General features: G+C 51.5%; 16 protein-coding genes. All 16 read right to left on the reverse strand.

What is annotated here, in order from left to right; genetic code table 11:
- Nucleotides 1-7: 7 nt before the first annotated feature.
- Nucleotides 8-1,078, reverse strand: coding sequence for a flagellar motor switch protein FliM (fliM, locus tag BGL48_RS13705; protein ID WP_069363189.1), 1,071 nt, complete (start codon nucleotides 1,076-1,078; stop codon nucleotides 8-10).
- An 8-nt stretch (nucleotides 1,079-1,086) separates the two neighbouring features.
- A complete protein-coding gene (gene fliL, locus BGL48_RS13710; protein ID WP_069363190.1) occupies nucleotides 1,087-1,578 on the reverse strand; it encodes a flagellar basal body-associated protein FliL in 492 nt (163 codons plus the stop codon).
- 22 nt (nucleotides 1,579-1,600) lie between these two features.
- Nucleotides 1,601-3,292 carry a flagellar hook-length control protein FliK gene (locus tag BGL48_RS13715; protein ID WP_069363191.1) on the reverse strand — a complete coding sequence of 564 codons (1,692 nt, stop codon included), beginning with the start codon at nucleotides 3,290-3,292 and terminating at the stop codon, nucleotides 1,601-1,603.
- 91 nt (nucleotides 3,293-3,383) lie between these two features.
- A complete protein-coding gene (gene fliJ, locus BGL48_RS13720; protein ID WP_069363192.1) occupies nucleotides 3,384-3,836 on the reverse strand; it encodes a flagellar export protein FliJ in 453 nt (150 codons plus the stop codon).
- A gap of 3 nt (nucleotides 3,837-3,839) precedes the next feature.
- Nucleotides 3,840-5,159 carry a flagellar protein export ATPase FliI gene (fliI, locus tag BGL48_RS13725; protein WP_069363193.1) on the reverse strand — a complete coding sequence of 440 codons (1,320 nt, stop codon included), beginning with the start codon at nucleotides 5,157-5,159 and terminating at the stop codon, nucleotides 3,840-3,842.
- Nucleotides 5,159-6,121 (reverse strand): flagellar assembly protein FliH, encoded by a 963-nt coding sequence (locus tag BGL48_RS13730; protein WP_069363194.1) that lies wholly within the window; start codon nucleotides 6,119-6,121, stop codon nucleotides 5,159-5,161. The genes fliI and BGL48_RS13730 overlap by 1 nt, the downstream gene beginning before the upstream one ends.
- 22 nt (nucleotides 6,122-6,143) lie before the next feature.
- Nucleotides 6,144-7,199 (reverse strand): flagellar motor switch protein FliG, encoded by a 1,056-nt coding sequence (gene fliG / locus BGL48_RS13735; RefSeq protein WP_046074947.1) that lies wholly within the window; start codon nucleotides 7,197-7,199, stop codon nucleotides 6,144-6,146.
- Complete coding sequence (gene fliF / locus BGL48_RS13740; RefSeq protein WP_069363195.1) at nucleotides 7,189-8,964, reverse strand: flagellar basal-body MS-ring/collar protein FliF; 1,776 nt, start codon at nucleotides 8,962-8,964, stop codon at nucleotides 7,189-7,191. The genes fliG and fliF overlap by 11 nt, the downstream gene beginning before the upstream one ends.
- Nucleotides 8,965-8,979: 15 nt before the next feature.
- Complete coding sequence (gene fliE, locus BGL48_RS13745) at nucleotides 8,980-9,291, reverse strand: flagellar hook-basal body complex protein FliE (protein WP_046074949.1); 312 nt, start codon at nucleotides 9,289-9,291, stop codon at nucleotides 8,980-8,982.
- Between the two features lie 110 nt (nucleotides 9,292-9,401).
- Nucleotides 9,402-10,811 (reverse strand): sigma-54-dependent transcriptional regulator, encoded by a 1,410-nt coding sequence (locus BGL48_RS13750; protein WP_069363196.1) that lies wholly within the window; start codon nucleotides 10,809-10,811, stop codon nucleotides 9,402-9,404.
- On the reverse strand, nucleotides 10,808-11,857 hold the full coding sequence (locus BGL48_RS13755; protein ID WP_069363197.1) for a sensor histidine kinase: 1,050 nt from the start codon (nucleotides 11,855-11,857) through the stop codon (nucleotides 10,808-10,810). The genes BGL48_RS13750 and BGL48_RS13755 overlap by 4 nt, the downstream gene beginning before the upstream one ends.
- A gap of 138 nt (nucleotides 11,858-11,995) precedes the next feature.
- Nucleotides 11,996-13,480, reverse strand: coding sequence for a sigma-54 dependent transcriptional regulator (locus BGL48_RS13760; protein WP_069363198.1), 1,485 nt, complete (start codon nucleotides 13,478-13,480; stop codon nucleotides 11,996-11,998).
- Between the two features lie 163 nt (nucleotides 13,481-13,643).
- Nucleotides 13,644-14,048, reverse strand: a complete 405-nt coding sequence (gene fliS, locus BGL48_RS13765) for a flagellar export chaperone FliS (protein WP_046074953.1) — start codon at nucleotides 14,046-14,048, stop codon at nucleotides 13,644-13,646.
- 12 nt (nucleotides 14,049-14,060) lie between these two features.
- Nucleotides 14,061-14,363, reverse strand: coding sequence for a hypothetical protein (locus tag BGL48_RS13770; protein WP_069363199.1), 303 nt, complete (start codon nucleotides 14,361-14,363; stop codon nucleotides 14,061-14,063).
- 2 nt (nucleotides 14,364-14,365) lie between these two features.
- Nucleotides 14,366-15,724, reverse strand: a complete 1,359-nt coding sequence (gene fliD, locus BGL48_RS13775) for a flagellar filament capping protein FliD (protein WP_069363200.1) — start codon at nucleotides 15,722-15,724, stop codon at nucleotides 14,366-14,368.
- 18 nt (nucleotides 15,725-15,742) lie between these two features.
- The gene (locus BGL48_RS13780; RefSeq protein ID WP_255377420.1) at nucleotides 15,743-16,141 is read right to left on the reverse strand and encodes a flagellar protein FlaG; all 399 of its coding nucleotides are present in this window, start codon (nucleotides 16,139-16,141) and stop codon (nucleotides 15,743-15,745) included.
- Nucleotides 16,142-16,218 lie beyond the last annotated feature (77 nt).

Consider the following 16,218-nt stretch of genomic DNA (forward strand, 5'->3'; position numbering starts at 1 on the left):
GTTCTGATCACTGAGCATTACCTTGTTTATCATCGATGGGTAGATCTTCCTCGAGATCATCGAGTAGCTCAGGTTTATCCTGTAACAACGAAATATCCGATTTCGCCATTTCAGGACGCTTAAGTTTTTCTACAATTTTAAGTGCCAACTTATCGTTAGATTGCCCCATCTTCGCGCGATAGGTGGGCAAGTCTTCCACGAACACAGTACACGCATCCGGCATTTCCACCGGAATCACATCCCCTTTTTGTAGCTCCATTAAGTCGCGCAACGATAAGGTGACATCCAATAGCTTGGCACTCAATTCAACATTGACATCCAAGATCTCATCCCGTAGCGCTTTACTCCAGCGCACATCGGTATCCATCTTGTCACTTTGTACCCCGGCATCGAGCAGCTCGCGAATCGGCTCTAGCATCGAGTAAGGCATGACCATGTGAATATCGCCGCCACCACCATCAAGCTCAATGTGGAATGAACTCACCACAATCACTTCTGAGGGGCTGACAATGTTGGCCATCGCCGGGTTTACTTCCGAGTCTAAATACTCAAAAGCGACTTCCATCACGGGCGCCCAGGCGTCTTTGTAATCCTCAAACATCAACTTAAGCAGCATCTGGATCACACGTCGCTCGGTTGGCGTAAACTCTCGCCCTTCAATACGCGCATGAAAGCGCCCATCACCACCAAAAAAGTTTTCTACCAAAATGAACACCAGACGGGCTTCCATGGTGATCAAGCTGGTGCCTTTTAACGGGCGAAAACGCACCATATTCAAACTGGTCGGCACGTACAAGGTATTTTGATACTCGCCAAACTTCATCATCTGCACGCCGTTAATTGACACTTCGGCAGTTTTACGCAGCATGTTAAACAAGCTAATGCGCATATGGCGGGCAAAACGCTCATTAATAAGCTCGAGCGTCGGCATCCGCCCACGTACAATTCTGTCTTGTGACGAGAAGTCAAAGGAAACGGCCCCCTCTTGATCGGCTTCGGGCTCGTTATCTTCCTCTTCAACGTCATCAACACCGTGAAGCAGCGCATCAATTTCGTCTTGGCTGAGTAAGTCAGTCACGTCATCACCTATTGCATCACAAATCCAGTGAAGAGCACACGCTCCACCACCGGCTCGCCCGTTACTTTGATTAAGGCCGCGCGCACATTCTCTGCCGATTGGCGGCGAATTTCGAGCTGCCCCTGCGGTGTACGCAGTTGCTCGACCGTTGCCGCACCAAACGTATTAAGAAGCGCGTGCTCAATCAGCGGCAAGTTTTCTTTGGCCAAGGCTTCCATTTCACTGCCACGCACTAACAACTGGGTATTGACTTGCACCAGTCGTTGTTGTTGATCCCCGGTGACATTAAAAACAAAGGGTTTAGGCAAGGTGACATAAATCGCGGGCAGGGCATTGTTTTGTTCCTCGAGGACAATGTCTTCTTGGCTGCCGTCATCACCGGACAGGAAAAAGAACGCCGCGCCACCGGCCGCCGCGAGCAATACAACGGCGGCGACAATGATAATAATCAGCTTTTTTTTGCTCCCGCCTTGTTCTGGGGTTGCGTTATCATCTGCCATGGCTGTGCTTGCTCCTTGTTATCTAAGCGTAGTAATCGACGGCCCGATCACTGTGTGAGACGTTCAGCGTCTGCCCGGTTAGCATGGTATCATCACTATCATCCGGCCCTGAGGTACCGAGTGAGGCGCCACCGGCATGACCGTCGCCGGTACCGGCACCATGCTGGCCTGAGGCCATCTGTTGTGCACCACTCTCTTGTTGTTGAACCGATCCTTGGGCTAACTGTAGCCCTTGTTGCTGCAACATATCACGCAGTCTTGGCATCGCTTGCTCGACCGCATCACGCGCTTGCTGGTTGGCAACCGTTATATGCACGGAAGCTTGGTCGTTGTTGATCCCCAGCTTAATTTGCATGCGCCCAAGCTCGGGTGGATCGAGACGAATATCCACTTGCTTCAGGTTTTTAGACAACATGACATTGATTCGCTCGGTCAATGCCACACCCGCTTCGCTGGGCGTTTGCCCTAAAGGTAGCGGGGTCTGCGCACTTTGAGCGACCTGAATATCTTGTCGTGCTGTCGCCGCGTTCGCGGTTGGTGTGCCTAGACTGCTTGCCAGCTGCTGGGCCAAGTTTTCGCCTCGTGAGGCACCTTCCGCTGCGCTTGCTGCGTTGCCTGCCGCCAAGGCTGCGTCAGTTTGAACCGCCTGCTCTGCCATCGCTTTTAACGCCGCTTTACTCAGGCCATCTGACTGACTGTGTTGCCCTGCCAGCAGCGAAGCGGCATTCGGGTTGCCTGCTGCGCCAGCTTTTACGTCAGGGTTTGCCATATTCTGTTGTAGGCCCGACGCCTGTCGCAGCTTATCAGCCAATTCATTCGTTTTCGTCGTCGCCCCTTCTTTGGCTAACCAATCTTTAAGCGCAGACTCTTTATTGGCTGACGCAGCATCGCCTAAGGCAGGCTCACCGGGCGCCACCTTAGCGGCGGCAGCCCCATGTTGACTCTCCTGCTGCGCCTTCATCGCCGCCCACTTTATCGCCGGCCCATCCGCTGGGAGAGATTGCCCCCCTTTAGCCGCCTCACCATTGCTATCAAGCGCAATTTGGCGTCCAGCACCTTGTTCCAAGGCACCTGTGCCACGATCTTGCGTGGCTTTAACTTGAGCGACTAATACGGCGAGTTGTTCGGGCGATAACTGTGCCAATACCTCCTCCGCAGACACCTCATCCGGCAACGCTTTAGAAAGCTCCGCAAGCAGTACTTGTTTGTCTACTTCACCCTCTTGAATCTGGCGGTCTACTCGCGCGCTACTGTCAGTGTCGCTTATCGGTAATACATCGGCAGACGATGCCATAGTCTCGTCATCGGCAGATAATGCCAAGGCGTCGCTATCGGCAGATAATGCCAGGGCGTCGTTATCGGCAGGCAAGGTTTTGCCAGTTAACATTTCAGCGGCTTGGTTCAACCGCATTAATAAGGATTGGCTCTCTTCCATTGCCGTCATATCGGCAATTTTTTCCATCTCAGCCTCGCTGAAAATACCGTCAGCCAACATGGCCTCCGCATCAATGGCTTGACCATCAACGAGTAAGGTTTTTCCATCGCGAGTCAGCTTGATCGCCCCCGCTTGTCCTTCACTTCCATCGAGGGATTGATGCAAGGCGGACAAAAAGCCGGCACTTTTCTCTCCTTTCACCTCGCTGGACGCGCCTTCACTCGGCGCAGACAGGGTCTTACTCGAAACATTGGAAAGTGTCAGCATTGACTGCGTCATAAGTGTCTCATCATTACCTATGGTTACCTATGCGCCAACTTGGCATCAACTGGCGCGTCGGTAATGAGAAAGCAATTATCGCGCCATTTTACTATGAAGAGAAGGGTGAGGGGCGTCGACGTGCGATAATTGCTGCCATTTCATCCATTTGCCGTTGTTCTTGATAGCGAGCACGCTCTGCTTCCTCTCGTTCTCGTTTTTCTATCAGCCATTCTAATGATTGCCGGTGCTGGCGAGTTTGTTGCCATGTCTGACGGCATTGCGCTAAATGATCTTTAAATTGATGCTCTGCATCTCTTTGTTTTGCCAATGTTTCATCAAGCTGAACAATGAATTTATTCAAATGACCAAAAGCACTGGCCGATAGCCCTGACTGACCACGATCAGACATCTGACGGCAATATTCGAGCCGGTACTGTTCGATTTGCTCCAACTGGCGATAGTAATCATCAAGTGATTGCTGAGCCGCGCTCACACTAAGCTGGGCCTGCTTTTCATCCTCTTGAGCTTTTTCTAACAGCAACTGAAGCGCGTGATCGGCCATCGGTTACCCCTGCAAGGTTGAGCGCAACATATTGACACACATATCAAAAGGAACCACTTCTTTGATCCCTTGCTGCAAATAATCGTCGAGTTTGGGCTTCAAGCTAAACGCCTGATCAACCGCCGCATCACTGCCCGGTTTATAAGCGCCTATCGAGACCAGATCTTGGTTTTTTCGGCATACGGACAACACTTGCCGCACCGCTTTCGACATCAGAATTTGCTCATCGCTAGTAATATTGGGCATCACTCGACTGACCGAACGCTCAACATCAATCGCCGGGTAATGACCGCTATCCGCTAACTCGCGCGATAGCACAATATGACCATCGAGTATCGCTCGTGCTGCATCGGCAATAGGGTCTTGTAAATCATCCCCCTCGGTCAGCACGGTAAAAAAGGCAGTGATCGACCCCTGCCCAACGGCACCGTTCCCCGCGCGCTCAACCAGTGAGGGTAAGCGCGCAAACACCGAGGGCGGATACCCTTTGGTCGCCGGTGGCTCGCCCACCGACAACGCAATTTCGCGCTGAGCCTGCGCAAACCGCGTTAACGAGTCCATCAATAAGAGAACATCAAGACCGAGGTCGCGGAAATATTCGGCAATGGTTAACGCCGTTTGACAGCCTTTAAGCCTCACCAAGGGTGATGAGTCAGCTGGCGCAGCGACAACCACCGCCCGTGCACGGCCTTCTTCTCCGAGGATATCATCGATAAACTCTTTCACTTCTCGGCCACGCTCACCAATCAATCCGACGACCACCACTTGCGCAGTGGTACCGCGTGTCATCATCCCCAAGGTGACAGATTTACCCACCCCAGAGCCAGCAAACAAGCCGATGCGCTGGCCTTTCCCCACCGTCAATAGACCATTGATTGCCTTGATGCCAACATCGAGCGGTTCACGGATCGGTTGCCGTGATAAGGGATTGATCGGTATACCCTCTAGGCTTGCTTGCTTATCCGTATAGATATCGCCCTTACCATCCAGTGGATTGCCCATACCATCGATAACGCGCCCCAACAGCTCCATCCCCACCGAGAGTTGACTGCGTTCAGACAAGGGCGTGACTCTTGCCCCTGGCAACACACCTGAAACTTGCTCGTTGGGCATCAAGTACAAAAGCTCATCGGCAAAGCCCACTACTTCAGCTTCAATGGTGCCATTAAGGGTTTCAACCGAGCACACAGACCCAATGGGCGCGCGACAGCCTATCGCTTCAAGTGTCAGCCCAACCATACGCACCAATTTTCCCGACGCCACTGGCTTGGGGGCTAAATTATCAAGCTGACATTGTTTTAACCGCTCAGCGAGTTGGCTCATTATGATTGTCCTGGATCCTCAGTCGATGTGGCTTCATCTTCAGACGTTGCCGTGGTGTCTTGCTCAACGGGTTCGTCACTCGCCGCCGCGCGCGCGGTGGTCGCCGATTCGTTGGCATAGGCACCGGTATCAACAGGCTCTACCGTTGCGCCGTCTGATGGCGAAGATTGTCGGGGTTGATTCTGTCCCTGAAACTCTCTAAGTAACGCGTCCACGCGCTCAGCATAGCGATAGTCGACCACTGAATCTTTGGCTTTTACATGGACGTCTCCACGCGAGAGGGCCGGCTCGGATTGCAAGGTCCAGTCGCGAGCCGCCAGCATATCGTCATCATACGCGTCGGTGACAATGGCATAGTCATCTGGATGCAACGCCGCAGTAACCGGGTGATCGGCCACTGGCAAAGCGGCAATGGCGGCTCGTAAGGTGTGCAGAATCACCTGAGGATTCGTGTCTAGCTCCACACCTGTCAATGATTTGGTCAAGGTCTGGACCATCACCAACAGTTGTTGCTCGACATCCATCTCCAACTTTTCTAACGGATGACTTAACTGATTGAGTATACTATCGAGCTGCTGACAACGTGCTTCAATCAGCGCTTGCCCGTCAGCGACGCCTTGCTCAAATCCGGCCTTTTTTCCTTCTTCATGGCCTTTCTCATGCCCTTGCTCTAAACCGGCCTCAAGTCCCTCGGCATGCCCCAGCTGCTTGCCCTCTTCATACCCTTCGTCATAGCCCTGTTGGCGAATAGCGTCGAGGGCGTCAGCGGTTAAAGGTTCGGGGGCAGGCTCGTTTTCCTCCGGTTCCACTTCAACGTCTGGCTCCCAACTGGGATCGTAGTTAAGTGCGGTATCTTTGGGCAGGTTTTCGCCTTCGTTGTAAGGGGGCAATGCCCACCTATCAATGGTTTCCGCATCGGCCTCATCGGCGCGAATATAGCCACGGCGTTTTTCTAAACTCATCAGTGCCCCTTACAAATACGGCTTAGACGAACTCATCGCCGCCACCACCGGTAAGCATAATTTCACCGGCATCGGCAAGACGACGCGCAACCGATAAGATTTCTTTTTGCGCCCCTTCCACATCGGAGACCCGGATAGGGCCCATGGCCTCGATATCGTCTTGCAACATCTCGGCCGCACGTTTGGACATATTGCGATAGATTTTCTCGCGCAAGTTATCTTCCGCGCCTTTAAGCGCTTTTTGCAATACTTCTTGTGGCACATCACGGAGTAAGGTCTGCACCCCGCGGTCATCCACATCAATCAAGTTATCAAACACGAACATCAAGTCTTGGATTTGTGAGGCCATCTCTTCGTCTTGATCGCGAATCGAGTCCATCAGTACCCCTTCGACACTGTTGTCCATGTAGTTCATGATTTCCGCTGCTGCTTTCAAGCCACCAATTTTGGCCGCTTGTGCCCCCGCTTGGCCAGCAAATTGCTTTTCCATGATCTCGTTTAACTCGTGCAGTGCTGCCGGTTGTACCTCTTCTAAGTTGGCAATCCGCATCATCAAGTCCAGGCGATCTCGCTCAACAAACTGTGACAAAATCTCGGCCGAGTGCTCGGGATCCAGATAGGATAAGACGATGGTTTGGATTTGCGGGTGCTCGTTGATAATAATGCTGGCGACTTGGCGCGGATCCATCCATTTCAGTGAATCCAAGCCTTTGGAGCCGCTGCCAAGCAATATTTGGTCTACCAAGTTATTCGCTTTGTCTTCACCCAAGGCCGCCACGAGGGCGTTGCGTACAAAGTCTTCACTCCCCATCCCGATAGAGGTATATTTTTGGATCTCCTCTAAAAAGGCACGGTGGACGGCTGCCACTTTGTCCGAATTAAGATCGGTCATCGAGGTCATGGCCGCGCCCACCCGTTGAACCTGTTTCGGCTCAAGGTGGCGAATGATACTCGCGGCATCTTGTTCACTTAAACTGAGTAGCAAAATGGCGGCTTTTTCGATCCCACTCAACGAGCTGATATCGAAGTTTGAGCCAGCTTGCTCATCACCGCCTGTGGTTGCGACTTCATTTGCCATCTTCGGTTACCCAATTTTTAACCGCTTGTGCGGCCAAGTCTGGCTCATTGGCAACCAGCGCCCGCACCGCTTTTAACAAGTCTTCATCTTTATGTAAGTTTGGCAGCTCAACATCCGACGCTGACATCGCAAAGTTGCTAGAACCGTCAAGCTCAGAGCCTATCAAGCCGACATCATCCCCATCAGGGGTAACTGGCAAGCCATCTGGGCCAAGGATTTCGCCATTGGGGCCCACGGTATTGCCATCTTCGTCGGTATTTGGATAAAGCAGCTTTTTCATCGCTGGACGCACCAAGACCACGATAATAACAATGATCACCAAGGCCGCCGCTAACCAACGAACCCAGTCATTAAAGTTGGGATGATCCCAAATCGGCACATCTTGCTCTGCCGCTTGCTCTGGCTCAACAAAGGGAACGGCGATCACTTCGAGCACATCACCACGCTGCTCACTAAAGCCGACCCCGCCCATTAAAAGACGGCGGATTTTGGCCAGTTCATCATCTGACAAAGGCTGCTTAACCGTATCCCCGGTTTCAGGATCGACACTTTGTTTAAAATTCACCGCCACAGAGACGGTTTGTCTATCGATGACGCCTGACTGCGCGCGTCGGTGACGAATGGTGGTATCGAGTTCAAAGTTACGTGTCGATTCACGGCTCACCGACCCGGTACCGCCTGCACCATTTTTAAGATCCCTGACGTCTTCCGGAATGGAGGCATCGGCCGGCGGTTGGTTGCTTAAGGCTCCTGGAATACCCGCGACACGATCCGAGCCATTATAGTCTTCGCGCGTGTATTCGCTGCGTGTTGCTGGTGTGTTGGGATTAAACTGGCGCTGCGTTTCTTCCAGTGAGCTGAAATCTAATGCCACGTCGACTTGTGAGGTATAGTTGCCCAGCCCTAGTACGGGGATCAGTATTGAGTCGATTTTTTCGCGCAATTGGCGCTCTTGTTTACGCTCCAATTCGTACTCTTTGCGCCGCGCCGCTGAGGCTGGATCTTCACTGCCTGAGTTTAGCAAGCGACCATGCTGATCGGTGACGGTGACGCGCGTGGGTTTTAGCGACGGGACGGCAGAGGCGACCATATCAACAATTGAGTCCACTTCCTCTTGACCTAGGGTATTTGTGCCTCCCAAGGTTAAGAATACCGTGGCTGATGCCTCTTGGTTGTGGCGTACAAAGACGCTCTGTTTGGGCATCGCTAACAAGACACGGGCGTTTCTCACTTGCCGCACTTCTTCAATCGCGGCGGCTAGCTGTCGCTCACGACTGAGTTTTAATCGCTCTTGCTCGAGTTTTTGTGAGACGCCAAAGCCCATGTCATTAAGCAAGATCTCATCGCCCTCGGCCGTGCTGGTATTCAGCCCCACCCGCGTTAAACCGAGGCGAATGGAGGAGTAATCGCTTGAAGGGACGCGGATGGTATTCCCATCCAATTGGTATTCAACTTTGTTCTGGTCAAGGTGATCCAAAACAGGGATAAGTTCTTCTGTTTCGTACGTACCCAGTGGCCGCATTTCGGGTTCCTGCACCCAAAAAAACAGCATCATGATCAGCGCGACACAAATCGCAACCGCTAACACTAAGATCAACTGGCGCACCATGTCGAGATCGCCAAATATCGAGTTTGACGATGCTGACTGTTCTGATGCGTCCGGATCTTGCGTGCTTTGCTCTGCGTCTAATGCCGCATCGGTTGATGGCAATGCTGCTGCGCCATCTGAAACCGCCAGATCGGTGTTTTGGTTCTCTTCAGCCACTGATTAATTCCTACATTAAACAGGCATATTCATAAGTTCTTTATACGCCTCAACTAACTTGTTGCGCGTTTGCACGGTGGCATCAAACGCCACACTCGACTTGTTTCGAGCAATCATCACATCCGATAAGCTTACGTTACGGTCGCCTTCATCGAACCGCGTGGCAAGCTCGCCCGAGGTCTTTTGCAATCCATTTACATGATTAATCGCACTGGCAAGCATATCGCCAAATTCTTGGCTGACTTGTTGACCGGTTGCAGGCTGAGAGACATTCTTCGCCGCTGCCGCCATGGCTTGCATCTCTTGCGTCAAGGCATTCGCTTTCATCGTCGATCCTTCCTGTGTCAATATTTTGTCAATTCAGTCAGATTACTATCAGTCATCTTACTATGTGCAACTTTGAGACCACTTTCGCAAAAGCTGACGACGCTGGATCATTACTGAGGAATATCAATCCCGGCATCACGCATTTTGGCCAGCTTATAGCGCAGTGTCCTGGGGCTGATCCCTAAGCGCTCGGCGACATCTTTGCGCCGCCCCTCACACGCACGGATGGTATCGAGTATGATAGAAAACTCTTGGTCGCGTAATTCGTTGCCCAAGCCTGCCCCGTTTGGTGAAGGCTCCATCGTTTCTTGGACAGGCTCGGTCGGTAGCGTCGCAGCGGCTGCGTGCGATTGACTATCCATCACCTTGCTTTGTAAGCCAGACGCATCTTGCCAGTCTTGCCCCTCGAGTAAAATATCTGTTGCTTGAATATGAGATTGGGTGGCCAGTATCAAAGCACGCTGCATGACGTTATCAAGCTCCCGCACATTGCCAGGCCAGGTGTAATTCAACAACTTTTGCTCAGCGTTAGGCTGTATGCTGGGACAAGGCAAACCTTGTTTTTGACAATGCCGTGATAATAAATAATTTGCCAGCGGGATAATGTCACCTGGGCGTTCATATAACGCGGGCCACGTGATGGGAAACACATTCAAACGGTAGTACAAGTCTTCGCGAAAGTGTCCTTGCGCCACATAGTCTTTTAGATCGCGGTTACTGGTGGCAAGCACCCGCAAGTCAAGCTGAATACTTTTTCGCCCCCCGAGGCGTTCCACCTCTCGCTCTTGTAATACGCGGAGCAGCTTGGCTTGCAGCCCCAAATCCATCTCACTGATTTCATCCAATAAGATAGTGCCACCTTGGGCTTGTTCAAATTTTCCCGGACACGCTTGCACTGCACCGGTAAACGCCCCTTTCTCATAGCCGAAAAGGGTGGCTTCCAGCATGTTTTCGGGAATCGCGGCGCAGTTAATCGCAACAAAGGGGGCATTCGCGCGCGCAGAGTGGTCATGAATATAGCGCGCCATCACTTCTTTACCCGACCCTGACGGCCCAAGGATCATCACATTGGCGTCAGTATTGGCGACTTTATCGGCCAAGGCTAACAAGGCGACACTTTTCGGATCTTCTGCAATCGCATCCGAGTCATCGTTTTTAACCGGTGCATAGCGACTGACCATATTGAGGAGCACTTCTGGCGCAAAAGGTTTGGCCATGTAATCAATGGCCCCCTCTTTCATAGCGGCCACCGCATCCTCGATGTTGGCATAAGCGGTCATGAGCAACACAGGTAAATTTGGCGTATGCGTTTTGATTGATCGCAAAAGCGCCAAGCCATCCATCCCCGCCATCTGTACATCTGAAACAACAATATCAATTGGCTCGGCTTTTAATGTCACGAGCGCTTGCTCTGCACTGTCCGCTTCGCGCCAATGGTATCCCGCTAAGGCTAAGGTATCGACCAGCGCCTCGCGCAAACCTTCATCATCTTCAACGATTAGCACTGTGGTTTGGCTCATTGTGTTTCTCCTACGCTCTTACCCTGCTCTGCCGCTCCCCCCTTGGCAAGCGGCAAACACAATGTAAAACAGGCCCCTTTTTCAGGTTCCGATTGTAAGGTGAGTTTACCCTCATGGGCATGACACACCATTTGCACAACGGCGAGGCCAAGACCTGTACCTTGCTGTCGTGTGGTAAAAAAAGGCTCTAAAACTTTCGCTTGCAGCTCAGGCGCAATACCTGGACCACTATCGGCAACAGACAGTAATAAACTATCGCCTTGTTGGCGCGAATCAACCACCACTTGGCAGCCCTTGCCCGCGACTTGAACAGCATTGACAACCAAGTTACTCAGCGCGCTGGCCAATGCATTGGGGTTACCGAGCAAGGGGAGGCTTTCGTCATCGCTGTTGATGGCAAAATCAACATCGTGGCCTTGAATCACCGCATCCACCATGGGCTCAAATTCATTAAACAACTGCTCAACGGTAAACACTTTCACCACTTTGTTGTCGCCACCTTTAGCAAACAACAACATATCGTTCACTTGCTTTTCTAAGTCATGTAGCCGGTCTAACAGTTTGAATTGAAACCGCTGCCGTGTCGCATCATTGAGGTTGGGCGCGCCAAGGTTCGACGCATATAAAATCGCGCTAGATAGCGGCGTGCGCACTTGGTGAGCCAGCGACGCCACCATTTTCCCCAACGACGACAAACGTTGCAGATCACTCACGCGCGACTGCAATAAGCGGGTTTCTGTCATGTCGGTGATCAAGATAAGTTGCCCTGAGTCGGACGCTGAAATGGCCAGCTTCACCCGACGACCATCTTTGAGGGAGACCTCGTGTCCATCATCGTCTCGCGGCGAGAAAGCGCGTTGAATCACATCAAACCAACGCTGCTGAGTGAGCGGTTCCCCAAGGAGGCGATGCGCCTCTGGATTGGCTTCAGCGACACGGCCATTAGCATCAAGCAAGATAACGCCTGCTGGCATCACATCGAGAACTTGCTTATACCGAGTGACTTGTTGATCCACTGATCCCAGTGGCGAAGATTGGGTTTCCATTTAGGCAACACACATTTCGATCAAGGTTTTACTCACTTAAGCAGAGATTATGCCACAAAAATCACTAATTTTATCAGATAGTTGAAGACAAAAAAGCGAAGTCATTTTTTTGACTCCGCTTTTTGACGCCTCGTCGTTCTAGATTAATTCTTCCTTGTTCAATCCGTACTTTCGCATCTTTTCTACCAGTGTCGTTCGCCGCATACTCAGCATGTCAGCCGCCCGAGCAACCACACCAGACTGCGCCTCTAGCGCTTGCTTTATCAAATCAATCTCAACCTCGGCGAGGGTTTCTTTCAAATTCACGCCCTCAGGCGGCAAGCTTGTGAAGCCGGGACTATCCGCAAAGCCAGGCATATCCTCCTCGAAAGCGGGCTCATCCGGCTCATGAAACATCGCGGTAAGCGCATCGCGTTCAGCCATCTCGGTATCTTCAACCGAATAGGCCTCAGGCTGAAATTCAGGAATATCACTGTAGCGATATTTGGCAGGCAAATGATTCACATCGACCATTTGCCCTGGGTACAAGATAACCAAACGCTCAATCAGATTCGCCAGCTCGCGAACATTGCCTGGCCACTCATGCTCCATCAGCGAATTAATCGCACGAGGGGAAATATGGATCCGACCATTACCTTCCACATCAAGGCGAGACATTAGCTCATGAATCAATAGCGGGATATCATCAATTCGCTCGCGCAGCGCTGGCATTTCGATCGGAAAAACATTGAGCCGATAATACAAATCTTCTCGAAACTCACCGTCTTTGATCATGGTTTCTAGCGTACGGTGGGTCGCGGCAACGACGCGAACATTGGCGCGAATGCTTTTGTTGCCTCCTACGCGCTCAAACGTGCGTTCTTGCAACACACGTAGCAATTTAACTTGCATCGGCATCGGCATGTCGCCGATCTCATCCAAAAATAATGTTCCGCCTTCAGCCAGCTCGAAGCGCCCTTTACGCGCTGAAATCGCCCCCGTGAAGGCACCTTTCTCGTGACCGAAGAGTTCGCTTTCTAGCAACTCGCCTGGAATCGCCCCGCAATTGACGGGGACAAAGGGGCCAGACGCGCGTGATGAGGCATGGTGAATATGACGCGCCACCACTTCTTTTCCGGTACCAGATTCACCGAGGATCAAAACACTGGCTTCGGTAGACGCGACCTGCTCAATGAGATGACGGACCTGTTCGATGGCGTCGCTTTTGCCCACCATGTTATGAAAGGCAGTATTATCACCAGACAACTGTGGAATACTGAAAGCCTGTTTACCAGCAAACTCGCGACAGTGATGGAGTGCATCGAATAATTGCGGATAGTTCAAAGGTAGCCCAAGTTCACCCACATAGTTGGGTAACCCTGAAAGCTCACGATCGTGGCGTCGAATCGCAATCACAGGCACGTGATGATAGGTCGCAAGCTGCTCAAGTACTTTTTCAAGTAACGGTGTCGAGCGGACGTGGCCAAGAAAACATGCGCCCCAGTTTTGCTCCCAAAGTGCATCACTGACATCCGCGGTCGAGTGAAGCGCGTAACGCTCGCCGATAAAGTCGAGTATCACGCCGAGATCGTGACGAAACTGGTCATCGTCATCGATAACGAGGATCTTTGCTAAATCTTGCATGTGTGAGATACGTCTGCCCTGATAACTTTTTATAATCGTGTCGCTTTTCAGCAACAACAATCTCAATTTTAATCAAGACATTGTAATAGAGAACGCGCATAAGGCAACCGGAGACACAGTAAACCTGTGACTCCAGTGCCATGTCAGTGGTTTGATAGGCAGTTTAACTGGTCGCTTGAGTCATATTATGGTATTCGGAAGGAATCTGGTCCCAAGCGGATTTTATCTCTCTTAATAGTTCAATCACATCGTCGATGGGTTCCGGTTTATTTTCCAAATTCGCGGTACTCACCTGACGAATCATAAAGTCATAGATGGCGTCTAAGTTATCAGCGATATCGCCGCCATCATCCATTGATAGACATGCACGTAGATTAATAATGATATCTAACGCTTTACCTAACCGCTCACCTTTGACGGATAAGTCGCCTTGTGCCATGGCAGCTTTGCCTTGAATTAAGCGCTCAATCGCGCCGGCCATCAGCATTTGGATAACCTTATGAGGCGACGCAGCGCTTAATTGACTGTCAACCGAGACCTTCTTGTAGGCCTGTAGTGAGCCTCTCATAGTCTTCCTCACTTATTGAAATTTCTTATACAGCTGCACAGACTGCTTCCCCTTGCGCTGCTGTAACAAGCGCTTGGCAGCATCGGCTTTCTGCCCCTCGAGTGCATCAATGAGCGTTTCTGTTCTTGTTAACGCCTGAGACCATTGCTGTTGATTCGGCGCTTGTGGCGACGCTGCAATCTGGTCAAGTAACGCCTGTCTGTCATGCAATTGCTGAGCCAGCTTTTCTGAATCAATGTCACTCATGTTCAATTGCTGCGCAATAGCCTCATCAATCTGTTCGAGTGCGTCGAGCCAATCGGATACCTGGGTCATTATTAACCCGGCATAATATTTTGCATAGCTTGTAACTGTGAACGCATTTGCGAGGTGGCTTCTTCCATCGCAGAAAAGCGCTGCATGGTGCGCGACTCTAGGTTTTCCATGCGGCGATCTAGTTCTCGCTGGTCATCACGAAGGCGAAGTTTTTGCTCTGATAATGTGCTTTCACGATTACTGATCGCGCCCCCCGCGCCGGTAAAGCCGCCAACCACTTGTTCAAGCTGACGCGCAAAACCATCATTGCCACCAAAAAAGCCTTCCAGTGCGTTAAAGTTTTGACGCAGTTGTCGGTCAAGTACCTTGTTGTCGACTTCTAGACGACCGTCCATGGTGGTAGTGACGCCAAGCTCACTCAGGGTTTTCATTCCCTCAGGCGCTTGCTCAATCGGTGACGAGAAAAGGTTGCGCAATCGACTGGTTGCCGTTCGAATGACACTTTCCCCCACCAAAGGGCCGCCTTGCTGGGTCTCGGGGTCATACTGACTCACCGCTTGCGAGACACGGAAAAACGCATTGTAATTATCCACGAACGACGTAATGGTCGAACGTACTGACTCTCGGTCATGCTCAACGGCGAGTGACAGCGGCTTATCACTGGTTTGCGCCACTTCCAGTGATACGCCTTCGATGGCATTATCAAAGGTGTTGGTCGCACTGGAGACTGACGCGATGCCATCAATCAGTATCTTGGCATCTTGTGCGGCTTGCATTTGTGCCATGCCATTATTGGCTTGTCCGGCTTTGAAGCCTAACTGGTGAAGCGCACTGCCCACTTGCGCATCAACACTGACTTCCATCTGATTGTCCGCCCCCGTTTTATTGCCATTCAACACCATGCGTGCACCGCTATCATCTTGGATCAGCGACGCTTGCACACCGGGATTTTTCGGATCGCTATTAATCGCCCGCACAACGTCAGCCAAGCTGTCTTTACCTTGGGGAACATCAATCACACTGGTGCGATTACCCATGGTGATAGTGAGCTTGCCACTACCTAAAGACGCCTCAGCATCAACGCCCGGTGACACAAGCTTGTGTGCACCCGCGAGTTGCTGAACATCGATTTGATAACGACCGGGAATGGCATCTGGCGTTGCGCTGGCGCCAAGTGCGTCTGGATTGCTAACGGATGTGGTTCTCGCCGCAAAACCTTCGTTGCGACGAAAATCGTACATTTGGGTTTTGAGTTTATCGAGAGATTCTTTTAAGCGTCCAAACGCACTGATGTCGGTTTCAACCTCATTAGTGCGTTTGACAATTCGCTCTTGCTTGGGTGCACGTTCAGCATCCACGATTTTAGTGACCATGGCATTAATATCCATGCCACCGCCCATGCCTGCTGCCTTAACACTCATAACGACTCTCTCACCTCGTTATACCTTTTCTGTGACAAGCCCTCGCGCGTGTTGCGACAATTGCTTAGCAAGCTCTAACATTTCCTGCTCTGGGATCTGACGGATGATGTCACCACTGTTCATTTCATAAACGGTGATCACACTGCGTCCTGTGTCTTCATCCAAACGAAATGCGAGCCCTTTGTTAAAGTCGGACATAAACTCATCGAGCCGCTCTACCAACTTCTCCAGTTGTTGTCGTTGTAGTTGGCGATTTTCCTCAATGCGCTGTGACTGCTCTACACGGCGTTGTTGCATTGATTCTTTCGCCTCACGACGTTCTGCCTGCTGGTGCTGGCTGACCGGATCTGGGCGTACTTTTCCAACTCTTACATCTCTAGCAACCTTTGTGCCATCAGAGTGTGCTGAGTGCGGCAGGGATGAATTTGTAACGGATGAAATGTCCATCGCTATTCACCTCCCAAAACGTAGCGGCGGCGATTAAGCCGCCACTC

It is taken from the genome of Salinivibrio sp. SS3 (assembly GCF_001722105.1).
Lineage (GTDB): Bacteria > Pseudomonadota > Gammaproteobacteria > Enterobacterales > Vibrionaceae > Salinivibrio > Salinivibrio kushneri.